The 17,566-nt window shown below is 45.5% G+C and carries 16 protein-coding genes; 3 read left to right on the top strand and 13 right to left on the bottom strand.

Annotated features, from left to right (window positions below):
* The 3 genes from ybaK to NCCP2331_RS06115 all read right to left on the bottom strand — a co-directional run.
* Nucleotides 1–482, bottom strand: a 482-nt coding sequence (gene ybaK / locus NCCP2331_RS06105; protein ID WP_251669279.1) for a Cys-tRNA(Pro) deacylase, incomplete at its 3' end; no start/stop codon positions are given.
* A 116-nt stretch (nucleotides 483–598) separates the two neighbouring features.
* Nucleotides 599–1,180, bottom strand: a complete 582-nt coding sequence (locus NCCP2331_RS06110) for a hypothetical protein (RefSeq protein WP_251669282.1) — start codon at nucleotides 1,178–1,180, stop codon at nucleotides 599–601.
* 532 nt (nucleotides 1,181–1,712) lie between these two features.
* Nucleotides 1,713–3,650, bottom strand: coding sequence for a cation:proton antiporter (locus NCCP2331_RS06115; protein WP_251669284.1), 1,938 nt, complete (start codon nucleotides 3,648–3,650; stop codon nucleotides 1,713–1,715).
* 116 nt (nucleotides 3,651–3,766) lie between these two features.
* Between NCCP2331_RS06115 and NCCP2331_RS06120 the strand changes: the two genes are divergently transcribed.
* Entirely contained in the window at nucleotides 3,767–4,825 is a 1,059-nt protein-coding gene (locus tag NCCP2331_RS06120; RefSeq protein WP_251669286.1) for a CMP-N-acetylneuraminic acid synthetase, read from the top strand.
* A gap of 11 nt (nucleotides 4,826–4,836) precedes the next feature.
* Nucleotides 4,837–5,025: an SE1832 family protein gene (locus tag NCCP2331_RS06125; RefSeq protein ID WP_153720778.1), complete on the top strand. Its 189-nt coding sequence runs from the start codon at nucleotides 4,837–4,839 to the stop codon at nucleotides 5,023–5,025.
* A gap of 1,055 nt (nucleotides 5,026–6,080) precedes the next feature.
* On the opposite strand, the gene NCCP2331_RS06130 is transcribed toward NCCP2331_RS06125, so the two are convergent.
* Nucleotides 6,081–6,626, bottom strand: a complete 546-nt coding sequence (locus NCCP2331_RS06130; protein ID WP_153720777.1) for an RNA polymerase sigma factor — start codon at nucleotides 6,624–6,626, stop codon at nucleotides 6,081–6,083.
* A gap of 113 nt (nucleotides 6,627–6,739) precedes the next feature.
* Nucleotides 6,740–7,990: a hemolysin family protein gene (locus NCCP2331_RS06135; protein ID WP_251669289.1), complete on the bottom strand. Its 1,251-nt coding sequence runs from the start codon at nucleotides 7,988–7,990 to the stop codon at nucleotides 6,740–6,742.
* A gap of 240 nt (nucleotides 7,991–8,230) precedes the next feature.
* Here NCCP2331_RS06135 and NCCP2331_RS06140 point away from each other — a divergent pair, with 240 nt between their 5' ends.
* Nucleotides 8,231–9,616 carry a dipeptidase gene (locus tag NCCP2331_RS06140; protein ID WP_251669298.1) on the top strand — a complete coding sequence of 462 codons (1,386 nt, stop codon included), beginning with the start codon at nucleotides 8,231–8,233 and terminating at the stop codon, nucleotides 9,614–9,616.
* Here NCCP2331_RS06140 and NCCP2331_RS06145 read toward each other — a convergent pair.
* From NCCP2331_RS06145 to NCCP2331_RS06180, 8 genes are all read right to left on the bottom strand, one after another.
* Nucleotides 9,583–9,978, bottom strand: coding sequence for a hypothetical protein (locus tag NCCP2331_RS06145; RefSeq protein WP_251669527.1), 396 nt, complete (start codon nucleotides 9,976–9,978; stop codon nucleotides 9,583–9,585). The genes NCCP2331_RS06140 and NCCP2331_RS06145 overlap by 34 nt on opposite strands.
* Nucleotides 9,947–10,540, bottom strand: a complete 594-nt coding sequence (locus tag NCCP2331_RS06150) for a nitroreductase family protein (protein WP_251669300.1) — start codon at nucleotides 10,538–10,540, stop codon at nucleotides 9,947–9,949. Before NCCP2331_RS06150 ends, NCCP2331_RS06145 begins: the two co-directional genes overlap by 32 nt.
* A gap of 106 nt (nucleotides 10,541–10,646) precedes the next feature.
* Nucleotides 10,647–11,132 (bottom strand): amidase domain-containing protein, encoded by a 486-nt coding sequence (locus NCCP2331_RS06155; protein ID WP_251669303.1) that lies wholly within the window; start codon nucleotides 11,130–11,132, stop codon nucleotides 10,647–10,649.
* Nucleotides 11,133–11,364: 232 nt separating this feature from the next.
* Nucleotides 11,365–12,501: an ABC transporter ATP-binding protein gene (locus NCCP2331_RS06160; protein ID WP_251669305.1), complete on the bottom strand. Its 1,137-nt coding sequence runs from the start codon at nucleotides 12,499–12,501 to the stop codon at nucleotides 11,365–11,367.
* Nucleotide 12,502: 1 nt separating this feature from the next.
* Nucleotides 12,503–14,290: an ABC transporter permease gene (locus NCCP2331_RS06165; protein WP_251669307.1), complete on the bottom strand. Its 1,788-nt coding sequence runs from the start codon at nucleotides 14,288–14,290 to the stop codon at nucleotides 12,503–12,505.
* A 39-nt stretch (nucleotides 14,291–14,329) separates the two neighbouring features.
* A complete protein-coding gene (locus tag NCCP2331_RS06170; protein WP_251669310.1) occupies nucleotides 14,330–15,205 on the bottom strand; it encodes a sugar phosphate isomerase/epimerase family protein in 876 nt (291 codons plus the stop codon).
* A 26-nt stretch (nucleotides 15,206–15,231) separates the two neighbouring features.
* Nucleotides 15,232–16,419, bottom strand: a complete 1,188-nt coding sequence (locus NCCP2331_RS06175) for an ABC transporter substrate-binding protein (protein ID WP_251669312.1) — start codon at nucleotides 16,417–16,419, stop codon at nucleotides 15,232–15,234.
* 2 nt (nucleotides 16,420–16,421) lie between these two features.
* Nucleotides 16,422–17,246, bottom strand: a complete 825-nt coding sequence (locus NCCP2331_RS06180) for an HAD family hydrolase (RefSeq protein WP_251669314.1) — start codon at nucleotides 17,244–17,246, stop codon at nucleotides 16,422–16,424.
* Between the last annotated feature and the right edge of the window lie 320 nt (nucleotides 17,247–17,566).

Consider the following 17,566-nt stretch of genomic DNA (forward strand, 5'->3'; position numbering starts at 1 on the left):
ACAATGTTTGCAAATTGAGCTTTCGTGACAGCAGCCAGGTCACGCGGGGCCAGCTTCATCTGCAAGCCTACTTTCCCTGCACTGACAAAGATATAGTCCAGCGTTTCTGCCTGTGAATCAATGAATGTGGGCAGTTCTTTCTTCATTCCGACCGGCGAACAGCCACCCTTTACATAGCCCGTTTCCTTCGTCAGATCCTTCATCGGCAGCATATCGACTTTTTTGAAACCTGCTGCTTTGGCTGCTTTTTTCAGATCCAGCTCGCCTGCCACCGGGATGATGAACACGAGGAGGTCTGTTTTGCCTGCCGCGGCAACGAGCGTTTTATAGACATTCGCTGCGGGAGTATTGGTTTTAGCTGCTACCGAAACCCCATCGTTTTGACCATCTTCTATCTCATAACTGCGCACTTCATAGTCGATGTTTTCACTTTCGATAATTCGGATGGCATTGGTCTTCGCGGATTTTTGTTTTTTTGCCAATTAAAAAACCTCTTCCCTCAAAATCATAAATAAAAAAAAGCCCACTTCACTGAATTTCAGAAAATGGACTTTGATGACTTATAGCTGCCTGCTGACGAAAATACTTTCCAACTCCATCAGACACTGACATTCATTTCAGGACGTTCTATCTGATACTCGTTAATTCTGGCCTGACTTTGAATATCATAGACGGAAAAAGCATTCTCGTAACGTCTTTGCAGGCGGTCTGCTGCCACATCTGCAGGTACGGCTTCTGTACGTGCGGATACAGCTGACATCTGCTCGCGAAGTACTTTGGCCCGGTTATGAAGAGACAGCTGCAATTCAGCCTGGGCAATTTTTGCCGATGCTTTGCTGCCAAGCTGGTAATCCGCTGTTGTCGGTTCCGGCACGGAATAGGCTTCTCTGCGCACATCGCGCCAAAGATCAATCGTTTCTTCTAAGTTATTGCCAAGCGGGATGGCGATGTTCTTTACTTGACCTGCGCCAAGCTTTTGGAATTCAGCTTTTTCATTGGGAACCTGTTCAGCGGGTTTTTGCTCTCCGCGCAGCAGTGCTTCCAGATCTTCTAAGGATTTATTCGCCTGTTGGCGAAACTCTGTCTGTTTATCATAGGCATTTTCCGCATTCCTTCTTCGGACTGCGTCATACCGCTGCAGTTGTTCAGCAGCGCTTGCAAACCCCATTACAGCATTCATCGCATCCACCTCCTAAGGAATTTTCTTCATTACCCCTATTCTACTGAAAGTCAGTTAGTCAGCCAATCGGGCTAAAGAACGCATTCTAAATTATCAATTATCTCTGACTGCCTGTATAAAGACTTTAACTGTCAACTTTTTTCAGATATACGGGTGAAACCTACTATGTATCTCTCCTAACATGTGTCTAATGAATACCCTTATTCAGCTGCACATAAACCTGGATGTTTCATGAAATAAAGCGGTGTGAGATATCTCCTCATTTTTCCATAATAAAAGACAAAACGCGTTTGGTGCGATGGGAGATTGTTTTGGTTCGCTGAAAGTTTGTTTTGGCGCGGCTGGGGGCCGCTTTGGTGCGGCAATTCTTGCGTAACGCGCGGTTTTCAGAGGTTTTGGTTCGTTCCCCGTCTGTTTTGGCGCGGCAAGGCCCTGCGTCGGCTTGTTCTGCTAGTTCACTCATTCAAAAAAAGGCTGTCCGGGAGAATCATTTCTGATTCTTCGGACAGCCCATCTGCAGAAGTTCAAGTAATCATTTCAGCATATTATTTAGTTTCGGCGGAGCTTCTCCCGGCAGTTCCGGTTTTTCATTCGGCTGTTCTTCCAGGAATTTAGTTTCTATCATTTCTTTTTTCGCGGTATTCTTGCTGTTTTTACCTTCCAGGCGGTCAATCGTACGTTCAATGGTTTTATTTGGTGTAGAGAGTGTGACAATCGTATCGCCGGTCTGTGCTTGCAGCTCTTTTTCCGCTGTGTAGAATTCCATATCCCCATTTGCCCGTAAAATATACAGCAAAATCGACTGATCATCCCGCTCGCGCAGATACTGTGTGTAGCTGTATTGATTCGTCAGCAGTGTTTTACGGAAGACATAGCCCGAAGTCATCCGTTCTTCCAGTTCATTGATCGACAGGCTGGGTGTAAACAATAACTGCCCCGTCGATAAATTAATTTGCCTGTCTGCTGTCCGCTTATGCGTCATCGTCTGGAAAAGCAAGTCGCGGCCCAGGTCAGGTGTAAAGTCCGCACATACATGCGCGTTATACGTGTCCATTTTAGTCATGGCCAAAATATAGCGATAAGGCGTCAAGTCCAAGTGGTACCCTGTGTGCTCGGAGAGAATATCGCCCATATACGTCGGAATGCCAAGTTTCCGCGCATTAGACAGACCGCCCCACGAATCTTCCATAATGAGCACTTGATGATCATCATCCTGAATAGACTTTGCAAGTTCTGCTGTGAAACGGGAACTCCCGATCAAAACAACTCCGGTTTCTGCAGGTGTCGTCAAATTCAACTTCTTCGCGAGCCAGCCGATCGAGAAGCCGTGCACGACTACGGTAGAAAATACGAGCGCGAACGTCAGCGCTGTCAGCAGCTCTGCATCCTTATAGCCATTTTCCAGCAAGATAGTTGCAAAGTACCCCGACACTGTCAGCGCTACAATTCCACGCGGTGCAATCCAGCCGATCAGCGTCTTTTCTTTTACGGTCAAGTCCGTGCCGATAGTTGACAGCCAGATTGACAGCGGGCGGACAACGAAGAGCATCGCGAGTACATACAGAACGATTTTCGGGTTCAATATTTCAATCAATATATGCGGATCGAGCGAAGCAGTCAGCATAACGAAAATTCCCGATATCAGCAGCACTGAAATATTTTCCTTGAAATGCCGGATGTCCTGCAAAGTCGTCAGCGGCATATTCGCCATCGTCATCCCCATTGCCGTGACAGCGAGCAATCCTGTTTCATGCATGATTTCATCCGAAAGAACAAAGACGAATAAGACCAGTCCGAATAAAATCGGCGCTTTCAAATACTCCGGAATTCTTCCCTTTTCAAATGCCGATCCGAGAATACGGCTTGTTCCCCAGCCAAGCAGGACGGAGAATGCAGATGCCCCTACGAACAGCAGCATCGTTTTTGCAGTCACTTCATTATTGATGAATTTGATCGCTTCAAACGCAAAAACTGCAAGCAACGCGCCGAATGGATCGACGACTATTCCTTCCCACTTCAATATAGCAGCAGGACGCGGTTTCAGACGGGCCTGCCGAAGCAAAGGCAGAATCACGGTCGGCCCCGTAACGATGAACAGCCCCCCGATAATGAAAGCCACTTCCCATGAAAGTCCGGCAATATAATGAGCCGCCAGCGAACCCGCTATCCAGGCGATGAACGCACCAAATGTGACGATTCGCGCAACCGGCCGGCCAAACCCCTTAATCTCTTTGAAATCCAAATTCAAACTGCCTTCGAATAAAATAATGGCAACTGCAAATGTAATGATGGGACCGAATAAATCTCCCATCGACTGCTGCGGATTGATCAAGCCGAATATCGGGCCGACCAGCAAACCTGCAATCGCCATCACGACAATCGCCGGCATTCTGGTACGCCATGCAATCCACTGTGAACCTACTCCGATTAATACGACGAACATTAAGTCCATCAGCAATGAATCAAACATTTCTGCAAGGACCCCTTTCATTACGACCGGCAGGAGAACTGCCCTGCCCGTTCTTCATTGTAATAAACTATTATACATTTTCATAGGCTTAGAGGAACGCAGCAGGTTCAGAAAGGGTGGTTCCAATCGAACAACAGGTCCAAAAAAAAATAGCGATGTATCTTTCTACAACAGACGGAAAAGGAAGTTATCCTCTGCGACGTGCAGCAATACTTGCAAATGCTCTGAAATCCGAAGCAGAAATAACTTTCCTGTACGACACGGAAACAATACAGCCAAACACCGATTTCCCCTATTATTCAGTGGATGGTCCTTCTTCCCTGCTGAAGCATGTTGCCGATCTGCAGCCCGACCTTTTCATTCGGGACGGCGGTATCAGCCACAGAGAAGAAGTGGCCAAGCTTCAGGAGTTAGTGCCAAGCCTTCTGCATTTTGATGATTTTGGCGAAGGCGGCCATTTAGCTGATTTAGTCGTCCAGACACTTTACGAGGAAACGCATGAGACGCTTCCTGATCATTACACTGCCGGTCATGAGACGTTTGCAGCGGATCCTTCACTGAAACGAAGCCGCGGTGCAGGGCTGAAACGAAAAAAGCCTGCCGACTCGCCGCATCTGGTGATTTCATTCGGCGACGAAGATCCCGGAAACTTGACGTATCGGGCGCTGCGGCATATTAAGCAACTGCAGATCCCGCTGAACGTGTCTGTTTTAATTGGCTCAAATTATACTCATGACGTAAGTGAAATACAAATGATGGCGCTCAGCCGGCGAAACACGAGGGTCCTGCGCGCCCCGCAAAATCATACGGAAGTTTTTTCGAAGGCTGATATGATTTTATGCGATGCCGGTTATACACCCTATGAGGTGGCAGTCATCGGTGTGCCTTGTATAGTGCTTGCCCAAAACGACTTCGAATCAAACCTCGGTTTCCCGACGGAACAGAACGGTTTCATTCACCTCGGGCTTGGCCGCAAAGTGACACAGTCGAATCTGCTGAATGCGATTATGGAGCTATTGCTGCATGATGCAAGAAGAGAACGCGCAGTAAAGCGTCAGCTGCGGCTGAATGTCGGGGATGGCGAGGAGAAGCTGCTGGAGGCGATTCGTTATTTGCTGGAGTTTCCGAAACGGAAAAGGGCCGGATATGTTACACTAAGGGAAAATCGCAGATAGGAGTTTTCCCAATGAACAAAGAGCAGCTTACACAAGAAATTGCCAGTCTGAAAATGGATTACATCAGTTTGCAGGGCGATATCGAGAAACTGGAGTCAACGGGCCACAACAAGATGATCGAGAACGCCGAACGCCGCCTCGCCGGCATGGAAGAACGGCTTGCAGACCTGAACAAACAGCTCGCGGAAGCAACTGAATAAACGTTAAACAGCCTCCTTCTCAGTATGAAGGAGGTTGTTTTTTGGTATGCGGTTGAGGAGTTTGTGAGTGGGGTAAGACCGTTCCCCTGCGTTCCAGGCGGACGCTTGTCTTGCGGGCCCGCGGTGAGCCAAGCGAACAACGAAGGGTTCGCTTTGCCGTGTTTTTGCGCTCTTTGCAAAAATTAAGGCAATACAGAGTTTCTTCTATACGCTAATTTCGCTTCGCTCCCGCAAGTTGTCTCACCTGTCGGGCTGATCCTCCCAGAGTCGCCGCCTTCCACTCCGGTACACTGGCTTGTTTTTCAATACTTTTTATGTGAGCAGGTAGTATGAGCATAATATCTGAGATTATTATGATAGGAGTGGTGTTTCATGCACTACTTATCATTCTGTAAGGGCTAAGAATCTTGTGATCAATGCGTTTGCAAATCGAGTAACGGGAACAAGTCAACTTATCCACACTCTGGTAAAAAACAGCATGACATACATTTACCAACACCAGCGAAGGCGCAACTGGGGGTCGGCCGTTGCTATGAGACTGCTGGCATGCTCTTCGCCAGTAAGCTCATAGCGTAAGGCAATCCCCCAGCGCCGAAGCGAGTTTAAACTGCAAACACACACTTCGTTCAAACCCCCTGCAAAGTCGAGAAAACGGAATCACACCAATTAATTCCGCACCCTGCCAAAAAGCAGCATGTCATACGTTTCCCACACCAGCGAAGGCGCAACTGCGGGGCGGCTATGAGCGCAGAAGCTGGTTCAATGATCACGGCGAGATGCTGTATGATCACGCAGCCGGGCGGAATGATCACTTGGCTGGTGTGTATGAGCGGCTGAGTCCGGGCTATGAGCGCTTGAGCGGGTACTATGATCATTCCGCGATGCTCTTTTCTGACAAGCAGAGATGTAAGGCAATCCCCCAGCGCCGAAGCGGATCCAAACTGCAAACACACACTTCATTCAAAACCATCCTGCAAAGTCGAGGCACGGAACCCGCACAAACTAACATCACACCAGAAAAATCCCACAAAAAAAAGCCCACAATAAATGTGAGCTTAGGCAGTTACGTATTCTTGGGCTGCTTCATCTTGTACAAGAAGTTCTTTCAAATACTTCTTCGCGCGGAACAAGCGGGACTTCACTGTGCCGATGGAAACCTTCATCAAGCCGGCAATCTCGACCAGTGAATATTGATTAACGTAGAAATACTCAATGGTCTTGCGGTAAATGCCGTCAAGCTGTCCAATTTTCTGCTGTACCAGCATCTGAATATCATTCTGCTCAATTAATTCCACAGGTGTTTTTGCATCACTGGGAACCAAATCTAGAATCGGAACGTCTAATGTATCAGGCTGGTTCATAACGTACTGGCTGTGACGCACATTTTTTCGGTAGCGGTCACGGAATGTATTCATACAGATGGTAGTAAGCCAAGCTTTCATGCGGTTGACTTCACTCATTTCACCGCTGTATCGTACCACTTTCACCCATACGTCTTGCATGAGATCTTCTGCTTCTTCTTTATTGCGGGTCAATTTGAGACATAGATGATATATATAACGGCCATATTCTTCATATAATGCGTTTAAGTCTGAATTCATAAGTTAGTACCTCCGTTTGAACTGGTACCCTAATTATGTCAGACCGTTACGGGACAAACCATCGCTTTCTCTTTCAGCAACCTTACATTTGTGTAAGGTTGCTTGACATCGTTTTATGCCTCGACAAGCTCTTCTTCATCCGCAATTTTTGTAATCTGCAACCGCAGAATCTTTGTGCGGTCCATTTCTATCACTTCAAATCGCAATGAATTGTATTGGAACACTTCGCCCGCTTCAGGAATATGTCCGAGTTCTTGGAAAACAAAACCGCCAATTGTATCATGGTCGGTCGGAATCTCCACGTCCAGCAGCTCAATCACATCCTCAATATCCAGGCGTCCCTGACAGATCAGCAGATTTTCATCCTTTTCGAATACCATCGCATCTTCCGCCACATCGGTCTCATCTTCAATATCCTGCCCGATCATTTCTTCTATAATATCTTCCTGTGTCACAATACCGAGCGTACCGCCATATTCATCGAGCACGATCGCCATGTGTTTCTTCTGTGTCAGCATGCGCTTGAACACCAATTCCACACTGGCTGTCTGCACCACGAATAAAGGCTGCCGGTCGAGCATCTCTGAAAACTTCTTCTCCGGATACATGGACCACTCAATCAGCATTTTGGAATAAAAAATACCGACGACCCGGTCAATACTTTCTTCATATACAGGATAACGCGTATAGAAATATTGCAGCACGACATCCCGCACATCTTCATATGACGAATCCATTGATAATGAAATGATATCGGTGCGATGCGTTTCCATCACATCCATGACGTCTTTATCGCGGAAATCCAAAACACCTTTCAAACGAATTGATTCGTCTTGACCGAATGTTCCTTCAGTCGACGCGATATCCACCATCGACCGTACATCTTCCTTGGTTAAGGTTGCTTCGGTCACGGCGCCTTTTGAAATCAGACGCACAAAGAAATTAGTAAATTGTGCCAAAATAACCGTCAACGGAGTGAATAATTTAACGAGCAATGTGATCGCCGGCGCTACAATATACGCGATGCGGTCCGCAAATGTCGCAGCAATTGTCTTCGGCAGCACTTCGCCGAATATAATCAGGACCACTGTCAAAATTCCCGTCATCAAGCCGACGTGCAGCCCTTTATCAATCGCAATCATCGTCACGATTGTCGGCATCAAAATATTGGCAACATTATTCCCAATCAAGATGGCCGTAATCATACGGTCCGGTTTTGAGAGTAATTTACGCAGTTTAATCGATTTAATATCACCCTGATCGGCCCGAAACTGAATTTTCATTCGGTTTGAGGCTGTCAGTGCAGTTTCACTTCCTGATAAAAAAAAGGACACAAACAAACAAAGTCCCAATGCAATAAACAATTGCGTCTCCCCCAGCTATTCTCATTAAATAAACAAGCGATTCCCTGTCGCTATACCACTTCTGCATTTTTGTTATTCCGTTATTATACCATAGATAATGAATAAGCCGTTAATATGAAACGATCGATATTCTGCAGGTTTATTCATTGATTCCCGTGTCAATAAGCGTCTAAACCTGATATGCATTAAAATTCTGCTATACTGTTGTGTAGAAATAGCATACAGAAAAGAGGTTTTAAAATGAGTACATTTGAATCAGCAGATCAATATTTCACGCAAAATCGGGAGCGCCACATGAATGAGTTGAAAACATTCTTAACCATTCCGAGTATCAGTGCATTATCAGAGCATCAAGCGGATATGCAAAAAGCGGCGGAATGGCTTGCCGATGAATGTAAAGAGACCGGCCTCGAAAATGTTTCAATAGAAGAAACAGCAGGACAACCCGTTGTCTATGCTGATTGGCTGCATGCAGAAAACCAGCCCACTATTTTGATATACGGACACTATGACGTTCAGCCTGTCGACCCGCTTCATTTGTGGAAAACTCCTCCATTCGAGCCGGCAATCCGTGATAATAAATTATATGCGCGCGGTGCGAGTGATGATAAGGGCCAGGTGTTCATGCACATCAAAGCGATCGAGGCGCTCCTGCAATTGCACGGCAGACTTCCTGTCAATGTCAAGCTGATGATTGAAGGCGAAGAAGAAATCGGCAGTCCGAGTCTGGAAGCTTATATTAAAGAGAACCAAGATAAACTAGCTGCTGATCTGATTGTTATTTCTGACACAGGCATGTACGCTCCCGGACAGCCGGCCATCTGTTACGGTCTGCGGGGTCTCGCGGGTGTGCAGATCGATGTAAAAGGTCCAAAAAGCGACCTTCATTCAGGACTGTACGGAGGCGGTGTGCAGAATCCGATCCATGCGTTGACCGAAATCCTGACTTCATTCCGGGATAAGGAAGGCACGATTGCGATTGACGGATTTTATGATGATGTCCGCAACCTGACGGAAGAAGAGCGTGCGGGCTGGGCGGCACTTGATTTTGATAAAGAGGCAATAAAGAAGGAAGTAGGCGTCAAGGAATTGACCGGCGAACCGGGCTACTCCTACACAGAGCGCGTATGGGCCCGTCCGACTCTCGAAATCAATGGCGTATTCGGCGGCTTTTCAGGCGAAGGCATCAAAACCGTGCTGCCTTCCGAAGCAGGCGCGAAAATCACGTGCCGCTTAGTCCCGGATCAGGATCCCGACGATATCATCAGCAAACTGAAAGCGCATATCGCAGAGCATGAACCTGTCGGATGTACGGTCACTGTTACCGAATTCGATAAAGGAAAGCCTTATTTGACGCCTTATGACCATGAAGTGATTCAGGCGGCAGGCAGAGCATATGAGAAAGTATACGGCGTGCCGACAGTTTATACACGCGGCGGCGGCTCGATTCCGATTGTAGCGGCTTTCGATGAAATTCTTAATTTGCCGGTTGTCTTGATGGGCTTCGGTCTTGATACCGAAAACTTCCACGCCCCGAATGAACATTTTCATTTGGAGAACTTCGACAAAGGGCTGCGTGTAATCAGCAGTTATTATGATGAAGTGGAAAAGTTGTCGTTGAAGTAAAAAATAGCGGTTCGGAAAGTTCTGTACATCAGACTTTCCGAACCGTTTTTTGCTTGAGCTTTATCTGATTGCAGGATGAAATGTGCGGCAGATTGACTGTTTGGCGCGTTTAATGCAGGGTTTGGTGCGGCATGGATGCTTTTTGGTGCGCGGATGGGGGTTTTTAGTGCGGGGATGGACGCTTTTGGCGCGTGGATCGGGCTTTTTCGCGCGCGCACGGAGACTTTTGGTTCGCGGTGGGCACTTTTTGGCGCGCGACAACGATAACCGGTTCCCATTTCATTTTTTAAAAAAACTGCCCGGAATCGTCCCGGGCAGCCTGACTGCTGTTCATTCTGCTGTATCTTGTGCGGTTTCGCCAAAATAAGTAACGATTTCGTCTACCGGCTTGCGGGGCGCTGCTTTTGGTGCCGCATCGAAATAGCCGAATTGCAGCATGCTGATGATGCGCTCACCCGCTTTTACGCCGAGACGTTCGCGGAATTTCGGGTTATCCAGGAACGGCGGTGTTTTCCAGCAAGTGCCGACTCCTTTATCCCATGCCAGCAGCTGAATGTTCTGAATCAGAATACTCGCTGCCGCGTAATCTTCCAGACGTTCTTTTTGACGCGGATCTTCGGGCACAACTATAAAAACTGCTGCGCCGGCTGAAGTAAATTTTTTCATTTGCTTCTCCAGATCTTCGTCAGAAAGCTGCTTCCAGTTGGCCACGCCGAATTCCTTCAGCACTTCCAGAAGCTCGTCGTACTGTTCTCCCGCTGCAGCTATTAAACGCCAAGGATTACGGTTTCCATGATTCGGTGCCCATACGGCATCTTCTATAATTTCCGGTATGATTTCAGGTTCGATCGGCTGTCCGTTAAAGTTTTTTATCGAGCGGCGCGTAACGATGGCCTCCCGTACCGATAATGCTTGTTCATTCACACTCAACCTTCTCCTTTGCAAATAAGTTTCTGATTTTCAGTATACCTCATTCAGACAGTCAGTTACTAGAGTCTAAATGAAAACACCCGTTTCTATTCCATGCTGTTCAGGAGAATTGATCATTAATTTTAAAGAAAATATATTTGGCATTCGGTGAATACGCATAGGAATCTTTATAGTCCCAAGTCCGATGATAGGCGTTATACGTATGTGCATTAACGAGCGGCATGGTGCCGTCCTTCGCTGTTACAATCGTCGAGTGGTCAAATCGGCCGTCCCCCTGGAAATCGTACGCAATCACATCGCCGAGATCGAGTTCCTCCGCCGTACTGACCTGCCTTGCTGTCAGTCCTTTTTTAGATGTTCCTAAATACCAGCGCAGTGAGTGGGCGACTGTAAAACTGAAACTCCATGTTCCATTGCGCATCCACCAGCCTTTTTCCCGATTCGGATAACCGTGCATCGGTGCCCCGCCGGCCAGCAAACATTGCGAAATATAATTAGTACAATCATCTTCAAAAGCAGGAAAAGCTGGATTCCTGCTGTCCCACCACTTGTCCGCATACCGCACTGCTGCTTTTCTGTCATACAAAAAAAACCCTCCTTGCCCATGTATATGAACAGGCAGAGGGTCTAATTACCTTTATTGGTTTTAGTTTGTAAAACTATCTGAAGCAAGGCGAGCGTTTATAGCAATTTATACTGATGGCCTGAACGGAGCAGCACCTTCTTGAACATGAACATTCTTCGAAAAAGTTATTTTTTCAAGAGAGCAGGTGCCACAGAACGTCCCAACTCACAATAACCACTCGCAGGTCGGTTCCTTAGTTCGCCTTTAAACTTATGTGATTTTTTACAAAAATAGCATCATCAATTGGAAGACGCTGATTATTTGTTCTATCATATACATTCAAATTTTTTAAGGAAAAAGTAATCCAAACCTGCGTATTCATCGGAAAATCGACATCGCCAATGACCTTGGCCAACAGCAGCTCACCGTCGACTTTTATTTGAATGAATGTCTCCGCCCCCGCTGGCAGAACTGAATAAATGACACCCGCCACACTATTCTCCGAGGGCTTTTGGTGTATAAACACATCTTCCGGTTTAAGCGCCATGGTGACTTGTTCAGGGAACCCGGCTTTACTTGTAAACGATAGCGTCCCAAGGGAAGTGTGCAATTTTCTACAAACTCCCTTTGTTGCAACCGTCCCTGAAATTAGGTTGATAGACGGGTTTCCGATGAATTCGGCTACCCTGAGGTCATTTGGTTGATGATACAACTTCTGGGGCGTGTCCACCTGAATCAGTTCACCGTCAAAAAAAACGGCGATTCTTGTGGAAAGTGTCAATGCTTCAAGCTGATCATGTGTCACATACACGATGGTTGTTTTCAGTTCATGATGCAACCGTTTCAACTCGGCTCTCATTTCCACCCGTAATTTCGCGTCAAGATTGGACAACGGCTCATCTAGCAATAAAATTTTCGGCTCCGTGACGATCGCACGGGCAATGGCGACCCGTTGTTGCTGTCCGCCAGATAATTCAGAGGGGGACCGATCTTTAAGATGCTTGATTTGCATACGTTCTAGAGCATCCTCCACCTTTTGTTGAATTTTTTTCTTATTGAATTTTTTTACACTTAAACCAAACGATACATTTTCAAAAACCGTCATATGCGGCCATAATGCATAGCTCTGGAAAACCAGGTTCAAATCTCGCTTAGCCGGCGGGAGGTAGTGCTCTTTTCCTGCATTGACAACTTCTTTGTCTCCTATTCCTATAAGACCCTCCTCCGGGTTCTCGAGTCCCGCAATGATCCTGAGTGTTGTCGTTTTTCCGCAGCCTGACGGACCTAGCAGTGTCATAAATTCCCCTTCTTCGATCTTTAAGTTTACGTCTTTTAATACGTGACTCTTACCGAAGTATTTATTGATATTTTTTAATAGGATTTCACTCATTTTATCTTCCTCCTATGCTCTTTGTTATATCTGTTTTCCCCACGATAGTAATCAACAAGTATACAACGATAATCACCGTGATGATGATAAACACAACCGCATTCGCAGTCTGCGGATATCCCTGTTCCTGCAAATCAAAGGTATAGGTCGTTAACGTGGAAGTTTTCGGTGTCACAAGCAATATTAATAAATCCAGCTCTTTCATCGCACTTATGAACACCAAGATGAACCCGCTCAAAAGACCCTTTTTACTTAAGGGGAGTAAGATCTTCGAGAACCGCCTTGTCCAAGAAGCACCTGCAATTATTCCGGCCTCTTCCAATTCATTCCCTATTTGGATCATTGAACTGGTTCCGGCCCTAGTCGTTAATGGTAACTCGCTTACAATTGTGATCAGGACAAGGATTGCTATCGTCCCATAGAGCGATGGGATCAGCAATTTTGGCGTGGCGAACATCGATAGGTAAATCGCCGACAAGGCTATGCCCGGGATAAGCATCGGGAGGAAAGAAAGTTGGTCAATAACGGTGGCGGATAAAGAATTCTTATTCCTCGTCACGACGTAACCGATGATCAAACCGATGAACGCAGCTATGGCTGAAGCGATTAGAGCAATCATAACTGTATTTTTAAAGGCTTCCCATATTCGTCCGTTCACGAGTACACCACTAATGCCGTTGCTGATGTCAGGGTCAGATCGGCCAATCCAATAATGCAATGTCAAATTACTCAAACTGTACACTCCATCTTTCAGCATGAGTGTTTGGAAACCTAAAATGAGTATTGGCAAAATGCTAACCGTTGTGACAAAAAGCCAAACTGAAAGACTGATGGGCATCCTCCATTTTCCAAGGTCGGTCAGCTTCTCACTCGACCCCTTTCCGCCGATTGTATTGTAATTCCGTTTATTCATGATCTTTTGATTGCAGTAAATGATGATGACCGCGGTCGCAATCAGAATGAGACTCAGAATAAACCCTTGCTCTTGCCGCCCGGTTCCGATGCTGTTGTAGATCATCGTAGATAGCGTATAATACCTGACAGGCAGACCTAACAACGCGGGAATCCCGAATGAGCCCACTGTTTTTGAGATGATAAGAATAAACGCGGCTATGATTGCCGGAATTACTAACGGAAAAGTGATCTTGGTCAATGTCTGGAATTTGCTTGCTCCAAGAATTTCCGCCGACTCCTCTATGTCCCCTTTGATCGAGCCAAGCGCCGCACCGACCAATAGGAAAGCAAAAATATAGTAATGCGTCGACAAGGAGAAAACAATTGGCAAAAACCCATATGCCAACCAATCTGGCGGACTGATTTTAAATATGTACTCGAACAAACCGATGCCGCCTCCGATGCGTTCATTCTTGAAAATGATCAGCCAAACGAATGCATTCAACCAAGCAGGCAGCATATAAGGCAGGATGAGCAGAAAACTGATCGTCTTCTTAAATCGAATATTGGTTCTCGTCACAAGCCATGCCAGTGCTGTCCCTAGTAATAAGGAAAGGCATGAGACTAATGCACCTATACTGAATGTGTTGAAGATCGGCTTGTACAGGAGGGCCTGGCTGATATCGCTTGTCAAGACCTCTTTCCATGCGGACAATGAATAACCGTTGGCACTGATTTGGTCATTTAATGTCCCTGCGATGATTTCCCACATCGGGATGACAATTGTATAAAACAAAAACGCCATTAACATGAGACTTATCAATGAAAGGGGCCTGGATGCAAAACGCAGGCTGCGGAGGACCCGTTCTTTTAAGTATGCGACAGTTCTATTCATTCGATTGTTCACCCTGAATTCGTCAGATTTTACGTACCGTCATGCTTCGACTGCATGATTCAACCGTTCTATAGAGCGGGACAATTCTCGTTGCACATCCACTTCTTCCGCCCATCTTCCAAAGGAGAACTCCAAGTTATATACTCCATTGTAATCCACTCTCTTTAAAGCGGAGACGTATTCTTCCAGCGGCAGGCTGCCATGATCCCCAATTGGGAAATGAGTCACTCTCTGTTCATTCAAACCATGAATATGTGTATGGACCACTTTATCAAAAAAGGCATCCTGGACGTTTCCATTTTTACTATCCTTAAGATCGTGAGTTAGGTTGGAACGGTAATGGCCCATGTCCCAACAGATCCCTAAATGGGGACTGTTCACTTCGTTGACGATCTCAAGCACACCCTCCAGATGATCACAAGGGTCATTCACGCTCTTTTGCCGGTTATTCTCCAGTGCAAAATTAACATTAAGCTCCTCGGATTGGATGAAGGATATCCACTTATTAAACAAGTTGATCGTATCTTCTTTTAATACCGAAGTTTCCAATGACGTTGATTGGTACGCATGAATCGGGATAATGAGCTTTGGCTGGTACGAGCCGAATTGCTCCAAAATTGGCAGGAGTGACGGATAGAAATCACTGAACCACTTTCCGCTTGAAGGACTGCCCGCCACCTCCCCATGAATCGTGATTTCCATGTCTTTCTCCCAAATCGCTTCAACGGCCTTCTGAAAGTCTTCAAACGCATCTTGAACTTTATATTTCCTGATTTCGATGCTATTGATTCCGTTCGATTTTAAGAACTTCAAATATTCCTGCAGATCCTTGAAACCTGCTAAGTACTTTTTTCTTTCTTCCAAACCGGCGTCTCTTCGCAGGCCCGTACTCTGGATGGATACCCCCAGCTTCATATACTCATTTCCCCCTTGTAAAAAAGTTATTGTATTTTCAAAAGAAAGTTTCTCATTTCTTTCGCATTTTTGTAGTTGTATGCCTCATCCTCTTCCCATACATTCAATTCATTGAGGGGAGGAATCCAACTGTCCTGTTCGATGACAGATCTTGTTGCGAAAGTGCCCGGATTATTGAAGGGACTGAATCCTTCCCCTTTTCCGTTTTCATCGCCTGCCATGAATCGAATGAACAACTTCGCTGCACTCACACTTTTGGCCTCATTCACAAGGAAGATTTTTGATGTCGCCGGGACGGATACTCTAGGTTTCAACTCAGGAATCATATCAAGAGGTGCTCCTTCGTTGACAACATCTCTTAATTTGACTGAAGTAGAGAGGGCCAATAAAGGCTTTTCAGCTGTTGAGTCCGTAACCGCATCCACCGCATCGCCTCCGGAACTCATTAAAATCGCATCATTCCCCAATAGCCTTTTGATAAATTCATATCCCGCATTTTCTGTCCCATCCAGCTCGAGTTCTTCATTGAACTTCTCCTCGTATGCCGCGGCCATTTCTTCCGAATGTCTGACCATTGTCATAAATAAGTCTTGGGTGCCGGAAGAGGCTAGGGGATCACTCATAAGAATCTTGCTTTTCCATTCCGGTGTCGTTAAGTCCCACCAGTTGTCGATTGGGGGTTCTTCAAATACATCTGTATTATAAAGAATTGTGCTGACTTCGGAGATCAAAGGGATTCCTTGATAATTTCCGTAAGGTTGTCCAATGCTTTCCATGATTTCTTCTGGCTGATAGTTGTAAATAACCCTTGCCGGCAGTATTTCATTTGCCCATGATCCACTCGTGCCTTTTCCAAAAATAATGTCAACATTCTTGATACCTGATTCATGTTCCCGCTTCACTTTCTCCAAAATATCTGCATCACTTACTTTTGTAACAGATGCCTTGACTCCGGGAAATGCCTCTTCAAAAGCCAAGCCGATCTTTTCGACTGCCGAGGTAGCGGAGTAGACGACTACTTCCCCTTCCTCTTTCGCTTTTTCATACAACTCTTCTGTTGTCTCATACGCATTAACCGTTTCTTCCCAATCACTCGGACCAGAGGAAGCTTCTGCTGTTTTACCATCAGGCTTCACATCATTTCCAGAACACGCTGTTACGAGTAGTAAGGATCCTATCAAAAAAAGAAAAACGCATTTTTTGTAATTTCTCATTTTTACACTCCTATACTTTTTTGTTCATACTGCGCAAGTAACAGTTCAATGTGGCGGCCAACAGCACCCTCATCATTTGAATATGCGGAAACGCAATCTGAGATTTCTGACAACTGATCCTCAGAATTTTTCACCGCGATACCTACATCTGCCGCTTTCAATAATGAGATATCGTTCAAATTATTGCCAAATGCGATGACCTCAGCATCACCCAAAGCATAGCGCTCCTTCAAAACCTTTAATGCTTCTCCTTTTGATATTCCTGTCGGCAAAATCTCCAGATAATTACGTTCCGAGTATATTAAATTACAGCGATGAAATGTCTCCATACACATATTTTCAAATTGCAGCAACTTTGGCTGGTCGTTTGACAGCACGATGACTTTAATAACATGTAATGGAATTTCTTCGATCCTAATAATTGAACATGTCACGTTCTCTTTTCGCTCATACTCTTCAATCAGTTTTCCTTTTTCAAGGGCATAAACTTGATCTCCATAAAAAATCAGTATTTCCGCGAAGGAATCTGACGCATGCGCAATTTCTTCAATCAGTTCTTCTGAGAGCATCAATGATTTCTGATACACTACTTTATTGTTGACTGGGCAAAAGATTTGTGCACCGTTGTATGTTATGACCGGCATATCAACCTTCAGCTTTTTTATAAATTGTTTAACTGTTCTAGTCATCCGGCCTGTTGCAATTGTAAATTTTCCGTTGTTATATTTAAATGTATCGATCCACCTGCAATCTTGCTCAGAAACTTCATGATTTGAATTCAATAAGGTCCCATCCAAGTCTGTAACAATTAAACAATCTTTCATCATTTTTATTCCCTCCTGTCTGCTTGCATGAACAGAAATCACCCCTAGATCATCACGTATTGTCTTTGCAACAACTACTATGCTAACTTATGATTATTAATAAAACGTCTAGTGTGTGTAAAAGTTAAGTAAAGATATTAAATTACTTATCACGTTGTAAGAAACTTTTTCATAACTTAGACACGGACTGTATATCGTAAGCCGGTTACACTTTGCAAAAGTTGAATGAGTTTGGATGCTGAGCTATAACTGCCGACCCGCAATGAACTACTTTGTTTATAAGAGAGACGCTATATAAGTTGAATTTAAAAACTTCCATATCA

The sequence above is a fragment of the Sporosarcina sp. NCCP-2331 genome (genome assembly GCF_023707945.1).
Classification (GTDB): domain Bacteria; phylum Bacillota; class Bacilli; order Bacillales_A; family Planococcaceae; genus Sporosarcina; species Sporosarcina cascadiensis.